Source organism: Halolamina sediminis (assembly GCF_001282785.1).
Lineage (GTDB): Archaea > Halobacteriota > Halobacteria > Halobacteriales > Haloferacaceae > Halolamina > Halolamina sediminis.
This window is the reverse complement of the sequence record NZ_CVUA01000001.1, coordinates 1678798-1691782: the sequence shown is the minus strand read 5'-3', so window position 1 is coordinate 1691782 and position 12985 is coordinate 1678798. Positions and strand designations below refer to the sequence as shown.

Genomic DNA, 12985 nt, shown 5'->3' with positions numbered 1-12985 from the left:
CGCGAACAGGACCGCGGAGTGAGCATGGCCACTTGTGACCGCAGTGTGCCGGACACGGGGTCCGGCGCAGCACGGAATCCCCACCCCTCCCCCCGCGAGCGCCAACGTGGCGCTCGCGAGGCGTCCACCGCGACCGCACTGCAGCCGGCGGTGGCGCGCGACGTGAGCAGGGCGAGACCGGCGGTCTCGCTGGCAGTGCGGGCGACGCGTGGGTCGCCCGCACGACGCCTCCGTGGGCGAACGAGCCCGAACGAGTCGGCTGGGAAGGCGTGAGGGCTGTGCGGGGCGGTGCGGTCGCAAGGTGCCAACGATCGAGCTGCTGTCGCCGTCGCAGTAGACCCAGTGAAGAGATGCTGTTGCCGTCACAGCACCCTTACTGAAGAGATACTGTTTCAGTCACAACGCACTCACCATTCTCCCCGAAGAACGCTCCGCCGAGACCCCAACCTCAGTCGAGGGCGGGAGCCTTATCCCCCATCACCGAGAACGTCGCGATATGCAACCACGCGACCTCTCCGCCCACGTCGAGTACGTCCCCGGCCGGGGGGTCGAGGAGGTCGCCCGCGACCTCGGCCTCGATCCCGACGAGCTCGTCAAACTCTCCTCGAACGAGAACCCACACGGCGCCAGCCCCGCGGCCGTCGACGCCGTCCGGGACGCCGCCCACGAGATCTCCGTCTACCCCAAGGCGGCCCACACCGACCTCACGGCCGACCTCGCCGACCACTGGAACGTCGACACCGAGCAGGTCTGGGTCAGCCCGGGCGCCGACGGCGCGATCGACTATCTCTCCCGGGCGATGCTCGACCCCGCGGACCCCGTGCTCGTCCCCGACCCCGGCTTCTCCTACTACGGGATGAGCGCGCGCTACCACCACGGTGACGTCGAGACCTACGAACTCTCGAAGGGCGACGCGTTCGAGATGACCGCCGACACCGTGCTGGACGCGTACGACGGCGAGCGAATGGTGTTCGTCACGTCGCCGCACAACCCCACGGGGGCGACGATGGCCCGCGAGGAGATCGAGGCACTCCTCCGCAGGGTCGACGACGACTCGCTGGTCGTGATCGACGAGGCCTACGGCGAGTTCGCCGAGGAGCCCCCCGCCGCTGAGCTTCTCGACGAGTACGAGAACCTCGCAGTCCTGCGGACGTTCTCGAAGGCGTACGGGCTCGCCGGCCTCCGGATCGGCTACGCGCTCGTCCCCTCTGCGTGGGGCGACGCCTACGCGAAGGTCTCGACGCCGTTCGCCGCCAGCGAGATGGCGCTGCGGGCCGCCATCGCTGCACTCGACGACGACGCACACGTCGAGACGTCCGTCGAGAGCGCCGAGTGGGCGCGGGCGCACATCCACGACCAACTCGACGCCCCGACGTTCGACAGCGAGGCCAACTTCGTACTGTGTGAAGTCGGCGACGGCAGCGCCGTCGCCGAGGCCGCCCAGCGCGAGGGCGTGATCGTCCGGGACTGCAGCTCCTTCGGCCTCCCGGGCTGTATCCGGATCTCCTGTGGGACCGAGGCCGAGACGCGCCGGGCCGTCGAGACGCTGAACGAGGTGCTCGCCGAGTTGGAGGCCACGGCATGACCAGGAGTGACGACCGCGTCGCGCTCACGGGCACGCCCGGGACGGGTAAGACGACCGTCGCCGAGGCAGTCGGCGACCGCCGCGGCATCGACGTCTACCACCTCAACGACCTGATCCGCGAGGAGGGGCTCCACGAGGGTGAGGACGAGCAGCGCGGCTCGCTCGTGGCCGACCTCGACGCGATCCGGGAGTACCTCGGCGACTGGTCGGGACTGCTCGACTCTCACCTCGCTCACCACTTCGAGGCCGACGCCGCGATCGTGCTGCGCTGTCACCCCGACGAACTGGAGGAACGGCTCGCCGAGCGTGACGAACCGGACGCGAAGATCGCCGAGAACGCCGAGAGCGAGGCACTGGACATCGTACTCAGCGAGGCGGTCCGAACCTACGGCGAGGAGAACGTCTACGAGATCGACACCACCGACCGGCCGGTCGAGGCCGTCGTCGACGACGTGATCGCCGTCCTGCGCGGCGAGCGCCAGCCGTCGGCCGGCACGGTCGACTTCACGGGGGCGCTGTGACGCTCGATCAGTACCGCGATATTGCGGACCGGCTGCTCGTCCCGTTCGTCGACGCCGCGGAGGCGTTGGGGCTCACGCCCGACGGCGTGAGCGTGGTCGCGTTCGTGTTCGCCAGTGCCGCCGGTGGCGCGTTCGCGCTCGCGGGCGGGCAGGGGCCGCTCTGGCTCTATCTCGCGGCCAGCTTCTTCGTGTTCGCGAACGGCTGGCTCGATCTCGTCGACGGCGCGCTCGCCCGCAGCCTCGGCACCGACTCGAAGGGCGGCGACCTGCTCGACCACGTGCTCGATCGCTACGCCGACGTGCTGATTATCGCCGGGCTCGCGGCGGGCGCGGACGCCTACGCGCTGGGCCTGCTCGCGGTGACGGGCGTGCTGCTCACCTCCTACCTCGGCACGCAGATCCAGGCGGTCGGGCTCGGCCGGCAGTACGGTGGCCTACTCGGCCGGGCGGATCGGCTCGCGCTCGTGGGGATCGTCGGCGTCGTCGCGTTCGTGCTCCCCGGCGAGATCGTCGCCGGCTTCGGCGCGGTCGAACTGCTGCTCGTCCTGTTCGCGGCCGTCGGCCACCTAACTGCACTCCAGCGGTTCTGGGGCGCGTGGTCGGACCTCCGCTGACTGGGCGTGGGTCGCCGTCTCGAACGGACGGAAAACTGATACCGACCCCCGACACAGCCAGCGTCATGAGCGACCTCCGTCAGTCGAACCGACAGCTCTGGGACGAGTGGAGCGACGACTTCCAGGCGATCTGGCGCTCTGATACCGACGACGGTGAGCTTCCACCCGCACCCTCACCGTTCGCCGCGGACGCCCCCGGCGGCCCGCAGCCGGGGGTTCTGGAGAGCGTCGAGGGGAAGGCGTACGTCGAACTCGGCTGTGGCGGCGGGCAGGGCACCGTCGGCACCGCGGAGCTCGGCGCCGAGCCCGCCGTCGGCGTCGACTTCTCGGGTGAGCAGCTTCGGTACGCCCGGGCGCTCCGCGACGAGTACGCTGTCGACGCGCAGTTCGTGCAGGGCGACGTGACCGACCTCCCGCTGCCGGACGACCGCTTCGACGTGGCCTCCTCGGAGGCGGCGTTCCAGATGGTCGAGAACGTCGACCGCGCGTTCGCGGAGGCCCACCGCGTCCTCCGTGAGGGGGGCGTGTTCGTGTTCAGCGTGCTGCACCCGCTGCACGAAGCGCTCGATGCGGAGTCCGGCACGCTCGAACACAGCTACGTCGACGACGGGCCCCGGGAAATCGAGATCGACGAGTCGTTCGAGGAGACGCTGACGGTGTTCGACCGCACGGTCGCAGACCTGCACAACGGTCTCGTCGACGCCGGCTTCGAGGTCCCGCGGCTGCTCGAACACCACAACCACGAGGTCGAGCACACAGAGCCCGAGGAGAGCGATCTGCCCGACGTGCTTTGGAAAGTTCCCCAGAGCGTGCGGTTCTGGGCGGTCGCACGGTGATCAGTCAAGACTGAGGCCGGCGTGCCAGCGGTCCGCGCCGGCCGCTTCCTTCACTTCGTCCATCTTCGCGAGCAGCTTCACGGCGAGGCTGGCGGTCTCGGCGGCGACGGACTCGCCCTCGGTCATGAACTCCCCCGTGGTGCGGTTCGCGAACACCGAGCAGACCGCACCCGCCCGCAGGCCGTAGACGTTCGCGAGCGTGCAGATGGCGGCGGTCTCCATCTCGATGTTGAGCACGTTCGCCTCCTTCAGGTCCTCGACGAGCGTCTCGCTGCCGGCGGCTTCGAACCCTTCGAACCCTTCCCGCCCCTGCCCGGCGTAGAAGGAGTCGGCGGACATCGTGAGACCGACGTGGTAGTCGTGACCGAGTCGCTCGGCGGCCGCGACAAGCGCCGAGACGACCTCCTCGTCGGCGACTGCGGGGTAGTCCTCCCGGACGTACTCCTTGCTCGTGCCCTCCTGCCGGACGGCGCCGCGGGTGATCACCAGATCGCCCACGTCCATTTCGGGCTGGATCGCGCCGCAGGAACCGACCCGGATGAACGTGTCCGCGCCGACGCGAGCGAGTTCCTCGACGGCGATCGCCGCCGACGGCGAGCCGATCCCGGTGGAGGTGACCGAGATCGGGGCGCCGTCGTAGTTCCCGGTTGCAGTGCGGTACTCGCGGTGGTGGGCGACCTCCTCGTGGTCGTCCCACAGCGGCGTGATCTTGTCCAGCCGTTCGGGGTCGCCCGGGAGCAGGACGCTGTCGGCGACATCGCCGGGTTCGAGTTCGACGTGGTACTCCATCTCGTCGGACGCGTCGGACATGCTTTCGCGGTTCTCCGCTGTGGGGCGTAAGGCTGTCGTTCACTGTCGGATATCCTCCGTCCTCTGAGTCCAGTTCGGAGTCCAGTGCGTTTGTCTTGGCCCACGAGGGGAAGTTTTGAATCACTAACCGCTATATCGATTCGCCTCCGTCGAGACCAGATGCGTCGACGGAACGACCGACTATGCGAGCCGACAACTCGGCGAAACCCGGCCGAAAAAGAGTTACAGCACGCCCATCGTCTCCAGTCGCTCGGGCAGGTACGTGTCCGTCACGAAGTCGAGCCCCCGGGAGGCGAGCGCCTGCTGCTCGGCCTTCTTGTCGATCTCCAACTGCAGTTCGATCTGCTCCTCCCAGAACTCCGTCTGGAAGCGCGGGTCCTCGAGTTCGGACTCCAGGGCGTTCACGTCGGAGTCCGACAGCGGGTCCGTCGGCAGGTCGTAGTCGACGATGTCCTGTGGACGGATGCCGACGTACTGAGCCTCCGGGGTCGCGAGATACTCCGAGAGGTGGGCGGACTTGATCGAGCCGTACGCCACGGAGCCGTATATCCGGTAGGACCACGGGTCGCCGTCAGTGAACACCACGACCGGCAGGTCGAGTTCGTCGCGGAGTCGCTTGGTGATCCGCCGGGTCGCGCGTGCGGGTTGGCCTTTGAGGTGGACGATCAGGCAGTTGTACTCGTCGTCGAACCCGTTCTCGATCAGGCGGTCCCGCATCCCACCCGTCTCCACACAGAGCACGAAGTCGATGTCGTGGTCGAGGAACTCGATCGTGTCGGGGTTGTTCGGGATCTGGTAGCCACCCTCACCCACGTCGAGCTGGCAGTGAATCTCCCGCTCGCCGCGGCGGGTCTGTTCGCGCAGCTTCAGCGGCCCCATCAGGGTCGCGCCGGACTCCTCGGGCCGCATGTGGAAGTCCTCGCGGGTGACGCCCGTGATGATCTCTAAGTCCTCGACGAGGTTGTTCGACTCGTCCTGCCCGTTGAACTGAGCCTCCTCGTTGTCCCACGACTCTGAGAGGTAGTAGAGCTCTCGCAGCGTCGAGGAGCGGTCCTCGTCGAGCTGGTTCGCGAGGAACTCGATCGTGTAGGCGGCCTTCAGCAGCTTCCGCGCGCCGCTGACGGAGTTGGCCGACCGGGTGGATTTGCGGTCGCCGTACACCCAGACGCTCTTCTCGGGGTCGTACTCGATGTTGCTCTTCGTCCGGGTGGGCAGCTCCATCCGGGGGATCTCGCCGGCCGCGAACTGGTCGTAAAACTCCGCGGCCAGGTCGATTAGCCGTTCCCGCGCCTCGGCGTCGCTCAGGTCTTTCGTGCTCATGCGTTCACCGTGAGTTTCTCGTCGTCGACGCCGTCGACGGTGGCGTCGGCGTCGGCATCGGTCGGCAGGCTGTACTCCAGTTCGACCGTCTCGCCCGACCCCACGTCGGGGTTCCAGTTCACGAACCACTCCTCGTCCATCTCGATCGCGTCGACGCCGTCGGGCAGCCCCTCGGGCTCGGCGGAGACGATCTCGGTGATCTCTAGGCTCTCGTTCCGATCGGAGTGGTTCTCGACTCGCAGCGTCACCGTCTCGCCGTCGCGCTCGCGATCGACGCCGACGTTGTTCATGATCCGGGCCATCGCGCCCTCGATGTCGGGGTGGTCCCGACCCGTGACCTCGGCGACCTTCTCGGCCATCTGTGGGAGGATGCGTCCGAGCACGTCCTGTTTCTCCCGGCGCTTGGCCATCGAGCGGCGCTTGTTGAGGTAGGATTTGAGCTCGCGGGCGGCCTCCCGGATCGCGAGTTCGATCTCGTCTTCGATCTCCGGCACCGACGCCAGCGCGTCCTTCGACTCGCTGGTGAAGGGAACGTTCGTGGAGGCGACGTGGATCGAGATCACCGCCGGCCCCGAGGGCATCCCCGAGCCACCGGGCTGATCGAGCCCGTAGTTGCGCCAACCGATGCGCTTGACGACGTTCGTCGTCGCACACGCGCCGCGCTGGTACACCAGCGGCACGCGGTTCGCGAAGCGCAGCAGTTCGACGCTCCCGTCGGCGGGGATGTCGCCGCCGTAGGCGATCCCGGCCTCGACGACGAACGGGTCACCGCCGTGAACCTCGGCGTCCCGGGTCGAAGCGGCGTAGAAGTCGGCATCGTACTCCTTCCGGAGCCCGGCCTCGACCAGTTCGGCCGTGATCGGGGCGAGACAGCCCGTCGGCGGCGAGAGAATGTCCGTCTCCCGCATCGCCTCCAGCAGCTCGGAGGCGGTGTCGCGGTCGCCCGCGATTTCGCTCACGTCCGGCGGGTCGTCCGGGACGGTCTCCATCCGCGACCACAGCGACTCGACGACGTTCTCGCGGGCGGTGTCGCCGAACGTCTCGTCGTCGTACTCCTCGGTGGTGTCGGCGGCCTCGTCGACGAGCGTCTTCAGGTCGGCGAGGGTGAGCCGCATCCGGTTGGGGGCGTCGTCGTCGCCCAGTGCGACGAAGCGTTCGGCCAGCCGCTCGGCCAGCCCGTTGACCGCGGCATCGTCCTTCCGCGTCGAGGTGGCGTCGTCGACTAGCTCGTACAGCGTCGGTGTGAGCCGGTCGAGATCGTCGCCCTCGTCGTTCTCGGAACCGAACCGGGTGAGCTCGGCCCACGCCGCCGCGACGGCGTTCTCCCGGACGGTCGCGCCGAACGTCTTGCCCGTCTCGGTGCCGACGACCTCCACGAGCTTGGAGTAGGTCGTCCGCTCGCGTTCGGTCAGGCTGTTCGCGATCCGCTCGGCGAACACGTCGGTCGCGTCGGCGCCCTTGTTCGAGACGGCCTCGTAGAGGGCGCTTTGGATGTCCGCTTCCACGTCGGCGGTCGGGGCGCCGTTCCGGGCGGGCCAGCCGAGCTCGCGGCCGAAGTGGCGGTCGCGGAAGTTGTCGAGGACGCTGTCGGCGGTCTTCTTCCCGACGCGGGTGAACTCCCCCTGCATGAACCCGGAGACGGAGTAGGAGTCGGTCGCGTCGAGCATCTTGATCAGCGTCCCGAGCTCGACGCCGTGGGGGTGGGGCCGGATCTCCTCGGTCTCGGCGGGGAGCTGGTCGGTCGCGCGCTCGAACTTCAGCGGCTCGTCCAGCCCCGGCTCTCGAAGTTCGATCCGGGCGTGGGGGTTGACGACTGCGGTGTGTTTGATGTAGTCGTGGAGCTGCTGGCGGGCGCGCATGTTGGCCTCCATCTCCAACTCGATGCGGGTGCCGTGGCTGCGGTCCCACGAGGTGGTCTCGGCGGTCCCGATCTCCGGCTCGTTGGTGTCGGTGTCGATGATGAGCTCGAAGTACTCCGCCTCGGTGCTGCCCTGCGTGCGGGAGGTGATCTTCGCGGGCTTGCCGGAGGTGAGCTGGGAGTAGAGCACGGCCGCGGAGATCCCGATTCCCTGCTGCCCGCGGCTCTGCTCGCGCTTGTGGAACCGCGAGCCGTACAGCAACTTCCCGAACACTTTGGGGAGCTGCTCCTTGGTGATCCCGGGCCCGTTATCCTCGACCACGAGGCGGTAGTAGTCGCCGACCTCGCGGATCTCGACGTAGATATCGGGCCGGATGCCGGCCTCCTCGGTCGCGTCGAGAGCGTTGTCGACGGCCTCCTTCACGGCCGTCACCAGCCCCCGGGCGCCCGAGTCGAACCCGAGCATGTGTTTGTTCTTCTCGAAGAACTCGGCGATGGAGATCTCGCGCTGCCCCTCGGCCAACTCCTCGGCCGTAGTGGTGTCCTCGCCGAGTGTCGTCTGCTGCGAGGTCATTCTGTACTCGGGGTACCCGTCCCCCACGTAAAGTCCCTTTCGTAGCTCGGTGGAACTGAAACTCCGGGAGAACGACGGGATTTTCGGCCGATCGCACGCGGCCGCTCCGAGGCGCTGCTCGCGCGCACCCCGAAAACCGGAGGGTATCGGTCCGATCGCCCCACCCCCGAACTCAGTTTTCGGTCGCGTCGGCTCGCTTTGGGAATCGCCAAATTTCACTACGCCTGCAGCGATTTTTCGTTCGCGCGCTCCCGCGCGCGTGCGAGCCCTTTATCGGGCGGGGGCGCCTCCCAGTTAGTACGCGCTATGTCAGAAGAGAACGCCGACTACGGCGCGGGCCAGATCCAGGTCTTGGAGGGTCTCCAGGCCGTTCGGAAGCGCCCCGCCATGTACATCGGGTCCACCGACGACCGTGGGCTCCACCATCTCGTCTACGAGGTCGTCGACAACGCCATCGACGAGGCGTTGGCGGGTCACTGCGACCGCATCTCGGTGACGATCCACGACGACGGCTCCGTCTCCGTCACCGACGACGGTCGGGGGATCCCCGTCGACACCCACGAGGAGTACGACCGGCCGGCGCTGGAGGTCATCATGACCGTCCTCCACGCCGGCGGGAAGTTCGACAACAAGTCCTACCAGGTCTCCGGGGGGCTCCACGGCGTCGGCGTGAGCGTGGTGAACGCGCTCGCGAAACGCCTGACCGCCGAGGTCAAACGCGACGGCGCCGTCTGGCGCCACGAGTTCCACCGCGGCGAGCCCCAGGGCGACATCGACCGCGTCCGCGACCTCGCGGACGACGACGGGACGGGCACCACGATCCGGTTCTGGCCCGACGAGGAGATCTTCGAGACCACGGAGTTCGAGTTCACGACGCTGGAGAGCCGGCTCCGCGAACTCGCCTTCCTCAACAGCGGCGTCCACATCGAGCTCGCCGACGAACGCGACGACGACGAGCACGAGCCGGAGTCGGAGACGTTCCGCTACGAGGGCGGCATCCGTGCGTTCGTCCGGTTCCTCAACGAGACCAAGACGCCCATCCACGACGACGTGATCTACTTCGCGGACGAGGAGGATGGCGTCCAAGTCGAGGTGGCGCTGCAGGCCACCGAGGAACTCCAGGGGTCGATCCACAGCTTCGCGAACAACATCAACACCCGCGAGGGCGGCACCCACCTCACGGGGTTCAAGACGGCGCTCACCCGTGTCGTCAACGACTACGCCAACGAACAGGGACTCATCGGCGACGTCGACGGCAACCTCAAGGGCGAGGACGTCCGCGAGGGGCTGACCGCCGTCGTCTCGGTCAAACACCCCGACCCGCAGTTCGAGGGCCAGACCAAGACCAAGCTCGGCAACAGCGAGGTTCGCGGGATCACCGAGAGCACGGTCCACGAGGGGCTCGGGACGTACCTCGAGGAGAACCCCGACACCGCGAAGAAGGTCGTCGCGAAGGCCGCCGAGGCGGCGAAGGCTCGACAGGCCGCGAAGAAGGCCGAGGAGCTCACCCGCCGGAAGTCAGCACTGGAGTCGACGGCACTGCCCGGGAAGCTCGCGGACTGTCAGAGCCGCGACCCCAGCGAGGCAGAGCTGTTCATCGCGGAGGGTGACTCCGCAGGCGGGAGCGCCAAGCAGGCCCGGGACTCCTCGTTCCAGGCTGTGCTCCCGATCAAAGGGAAGATCCTCAACGTCGAGAAACACCGGCTCGACCGCATCCTCGAGAACGACGAGATCCGCGCGATCATCACCGCCGTCGGCACGGGGATCGGCGAGGAGTTCGACATCGAGGACTGTCGCTACGAGAAGATCATCATGGCCACCGACGCCGACGTCGACGGCGCCCACATCCGCACGCTGCTGCTGACGCTGTTCTACCGGCACATGAAGCCGCTGCTGGAGGCGGGCTACGTCTACGCGACCCAGCCGCCGCTGTACCGCATCCGCTACCGCGGCGAGACGTACGACGTGATGAGCGAGGAAGAGCGGGACCAGGTGATCGAGGAGGTCTGTGACGGCAACCCCACGCAGGTCCAGCGGTTCAAGGGGCTGGGCGAGATGAACCCCGACCAGCTCTGGGAGACGACGATGAACCCGGAGAACCGGGTGCTCAAGCAGATCACGCTCGACGACGCCGCCGCCGCGGACAAGATGTTCTCGGTGCTGATGGGCGACGCCGTCGAGCCGCGCAAGCAGTTCATCAAGGAGCACGCGACCGACGCCGAGTGGGTGGACATATGAGCACGGACACGCCCGACGACGGGGACGAGCCGGCCGATCGGGTCGAGCACGTCCGCGTCGAGGACGAGATGGAGCAGAGCTACATCGACTACGCGATGTCGGTCATCGCGGGCCGAGCCCTCCCGGACGTCCGGGACGGGCTGAAGCCGGTCCACCGGCGCATCCTCTACGCGATGCACGAGGACGGCATCACCTCCGGCTCCGGCCACCGGAAGTCCTCCTCCATCGTCGGGACCACCATGGGGGACTACCACCCCCACGGCGACAGCGCGATCTACGACGCGCTCGCCCGGATGGCACAGGACTTCTCGATGCGCGCGCCGCTGGTCGACGGGCAGGGGAACTTCGGCTCGATCGACGGCGACCCGCCGGCCGCGATGCGCTACACGGAGGCGCGCATGGCCCCGATCGCCGAGGAGCTGCTCGACGACATCGGGAAGGACACCGTCGACTTCTCCAGCAACTACGACGACCGGCTCACGGAGCCGGACGTGCTGCCCGCGACGTTCCCGAACCTGCTCGTCAACGGGAGTTCGGGGATCGCGGTCGGCATGTCGACGAACGTCCCGCCGCACAACCTCCGGGAGGTCGTCGACGCCACGATCGAACTGATCGAGGACCCCGAGGCGACCGTCGAGGACCTGATGGAGCACGTCGAGGGGCCGGACTTCCCGACGGGCGCGAACATCGTCGGCCGGAACGGCGTCCATCAGGCGTACAAGACCGGCCGCGGGCGGGTCCGCATCCGCGCGAAGTTCGACGTCGACGAGGAGGCGGGCCGCATCGTCGTCACCGAACTCCCCTTCCAGGCGAACAAGGCCCGCCTGATCGAGCGGATCGCCGACGACGTCAACGAGGGGAAGATCGAAGGGATCCGCGACCTGCGCGACGAGTCCGACCGCGACGGCATCCGCATCGTGATCGAGCTCAAGCGCGACGCGATGGCGGAGGTCGTCAAGAACCAGCTCCTGGAGTCCCACCTCGAAACCACTTTCGGCGTGATCAACCTCGCGCTGGTCGACGGCCAGCCGAAGGTGCTCACGCTAAAAGAGACGCTGCAGGAGTACATCAAGCACCGCCGCGAAGTGGTGCGTCGGCGCAGCGAGTACGACCTCGCGGAGGCCGAGGACCGCGCCCACATCCTCGAAGGCCGGCTGAAGGCGCTTGAGAACGCCGAGGACGTGGTCGAGGCGATCCAGAACAGCGAGGACCGCGACGCCGCCAAGGCGATGCTCCAGGCGGAGTGGGGGTTCAGCGAGGAGCAGGCCGCCCACGTCGTCCGGATGCAGCTTGGCTCGCTTACCTCGATGGAGCGGACCTCGATCGAGGAGGAGTACGAAGACGTGCAGGCGACGATCGACCGCCTCGAGACCATCCTCGCCAGCGACGAGGAGCTCGACTCGGTGATCGTCGACGAGCTCGAAGCCGTCGCCGAGGAGTACGGCGACGAGCGCCGGACGGGATTCATCGAGGACACCGGCACGGTCACCCACGAGGACCTGATCCCCGAGTCCGAGCAGGTGGTCGTGATGACCGAGGACGACTACATCAAGCGGATGGAGCTCGAGGAGTTCCGTGCCCAGAACCGCGGCGGGAAGGGGATCATCGGCACCGGGCTGAAGGAGGGCGACGCGGTCGCCTCCGTGTTCGTGGCCAACAGCCACGACTACCTGCTCTGTTTCACCAACCACGGGCAGGTGTACAAGCTGAAAACGTACGAGGTGCCGGAGATGTCCCGGACCGCCCGCGGGAAGTCCGCGGTCAACCTGCTCGACCTCGGCGACGACGAGCAGATCGAGGCCGTCGTCAACACCGACGACATCGACACCGAGGGCGACGAGGAGGAACAGCAGTTCCTCACGATGGTGACCCGCGGCGGCTACATCAAGCGCAGCGGCGTCTCGGAGTTCCAGAACATCCTCTCGACGGGGATCCGCGCGATCAGTCTCGAGGACGGCGACGCGCTCGCCGACGTCGAGGTCACCGACGGCACGCAGGACGTCGTGATCGCGACCCGCGAGGGGATGTCGATCCGCTTCGACGAGACGGAGGCCCGCGCGATGGGCCGGACCGCCCGCGGGGTCCGCGGGGTCGATCTCGAAGGCGACGACGAGGTCGCCGCCGTCGCCGGCATCGACGAGGAGCGCTCCTCGTGGCTGCTCACCGTGACCGAGAACGGCTACGGCAAGCGCTCCGACCTCGACGCCTACCGCGTGCAGTCCCGCAACGGGAAGGGGCTGATCGACATCAAGACCAACGACCGCAACGGGTTCGTCACCGCCCTGGACGCGGTCGGGCCGGGCGACCACCTCGTGACGATGAGCGAGGCCGGCCAGATCATGCGCTGTCCCGTGGAGGACCTCTCGATCGTCGGCCGGAACACGATGGGCGTGACGGTGATGGACCTCGCTGACGGCGACCGCGTGGCCGCCGTCGACGTGGTCGACGCCGACCGGATGGCCGAGGACGAGTAGGCTCCCGGCCCCCGTTTTCGAACGGTCTCGGACGCTTGCGAAATTCACACATTCCACGATTTGTGAGATTCCTCGATGGTCTCGACTGTCCCCACCGGCATCGGCCCCGTTCCGGGCTGTGCCTCGCAGTGTCCTAAACTGATTTATGCTTTTGG

Annotated in this window: 9 protein-coding genes; 6 read left to right on the top strand and 3 right to left on the bottom strand. The window is 67.8% G+C overall.

All coding sequences use genetic code 11. The features are described 5' to 3' along the window. Window positions 1–496 precede the first annotated feature (496 nt). The 4 genes from hisC (at window position 497) to BN1959_RS08450 (ending at window position 3556) form a co-directional block, all read left to right on the top strand. Window positions 497–1585, top strand: a complete 1089-nt coding sequence (gene hisC, locus BN1959_RS08465) for a histidinol-phosphate transaminase (protein WP_053948243.1) — start codon at window positions 497–499, stop codon at window positions 1583–1585. Continuing rightward, window positions 1582–2106: an adenylate kinase family protein gene (locus tag BN1959_RS08460; RefSeq protein ID WP_053948242.1), complete on the top strand. Its 525-nt coding sequence runs from the start codon at window positions 1582–1584 to the stop codon at window positions 2104–2106. The genes hisC and BN1959_RS08460 overlap by 4 nt, the downstream gene beginning before the upstream one ends. Next, window positions 2103–2720, top strand: coding sequence for a CDP-alcohol phosphatidyltransferase family protein (locus tag BN1959_RS08455; RefSeq protein ID WP_053948241.1), 618 nt, complete (start codon window positions 2103–2105; stop codon window positions 2718–2720). The genes BN1959_RS08460 and BN1959_RS08455 overlap by 4 nt, the downstream gene beginning before the upstream one ends. 65 nt (window positions 2721–2785) lie before the next feature. Beyond that, complete coding sequence (locus BN1959_RS08450; protein WP_053948240.1) at window positions 2786–3556, top strand: class I SAM-dependent methyltransferase; 771 nt, start codon at window positions 2786–2788, stop codon at window positions 3554–3556. Here the strand turns inward: BN1959_RS08450 and BN1959_RS08445 are convergent, their stop codons facing one another. The 3 genes from BN1959_RS08445 to BN1959_RS08435 form a co-directional block, all read right to left on the bottom strand. Further along, window positions 3557–4366 (bottom strand): nucleoside phosphorylase, encoded by an 810-nt coding sequence (locus BN1959_RS08445; RefSeq protein WP_053948239.1) that lies wholly within the window; start codon window positions 4364–4366, stop codon window positions 3557–3559. A gap of 222 nt (window positions 4367–4588) precedes the next feature. Further along, the gene (locus BN1959_RS08440; protein WP_053948238.1) at window positions 4589–5686 is read right to left on the bottom strand and encodes a DNA topoisomerase IV subunit A; all 1098 of its coding nucleotides are present in this window, start codon (window positions 5684–5686) and stop codon (window positions 4589–4591) included. Next, the gene (locus BN1959_RS08435) at window positions 5683–8118 is read right to left on the bottom strand and encodes a DNA topoisomerase VI subunit B (protein WP_053948237.1); all 2436 of its coding nucleotides are present in this window, start codon (window positions 8116–8118) and stop codon (window positions 5683–5685) included. The genes BN1959_RS08440 and BN1959_RS08435 overlap by 4 nt, the downstream gene beginning before the upstream one ends. A 306-nt stretch (window positions 8119–8424) precedes the next feature. Between BN1959_RS08435 and gyrB the strand changes: the two genes are divergently transcribed. Both gyrB and gyrA read left to right on the top strand, forming a co-directional pair. Further along, complete coding sequence (gene gyrB, locus BN1959_RS08430) at window positions 8425–10356, top strand: DNA topoisomerase (ATP-hydrolyzing) subunit B (RefSeq protein ID WP_053948236.1); 1932 nt, start codon at window positions 8425–8427, stop codon at window positions 10354–10356. Further along, the gene (gene gyrA, locus BN1959_RS08425; protein ID WP_053948235.1) at window positions 10353–12830 is read left to right on the top strand and encodes a DNA gyrase subunit A; all 2478 of its coding nucleotides are present in this window, start codon (window positions 10353–10355) and stop codon (window positions 12828–12830) included. The genes gyrB and gyrA overlap by 4 nt, the downstream gene beginning before the upstream one ends. Window positions 12831–12985: the final 155 nt, after the last annotated feature.

What these genes read in the sequence shown, in the direction of transcription:
- hisC (WP_053948243.1), top strand. Translation starts at nt 497, where the DNA reads ATGCAACCACGCGACCTCTCCGCCCACGTCGAGTACGTCCCCGGCCGG.
- BN1959_RS08460 (WP_053948242.1), top strand. Translation starts at nt 1,582, where the DNA reads ATGACCAGGAGTGACGACCGCGTCGCGCTCACGGGCACGCCCGGGACG.
- BN1959_RS08450 (WP_053948240.1), top strand. Translation starts at nt 2,786, where the DNA reads ATGAGCGACCTCCGTCAGTCGAACCGACAGCTCTGGGACGAGTGGAGC.
- BN1959_RS08445 (WP_053948239.1), bottom strand. Translation starts at nt 4,366, where the DNA reads ATGTCCGACGCGTCCGACGAGATGGAGTACCACGTCGAACTCGAACCC.
- BN1959_RS08440 (WP_053948238.1), bottom strand. Translation starts at nt 5,686, where the DNA reads ATGAGCACGAAAGACCTGAGCGACGCCGAGGCGCGGGAACGGCTAATC.
- BN1959_RS08435 (WP_053948237.1), bottom strand. Translation starts at nt 8,118, where the DNA reads ATGACCTCGCAGCAGACGACACTCGGCGAGGACACCACTACGGCCGAG.
- gyrB (WP_053948236.1), top strand. Translation starts at nt 8,425, where the DNA reads ATGTCAGAAGAGAACGCCGACTACGGCGCGGGCCAGATCCAGGTCTTG.
- gyrA (WP_053948235.1), top strand. Translation starts at nt 10,353, where the DNA reads ATGAGCACGGACACGCCCGACGACGGGGACGAGCCGGCCGATCGGGTC.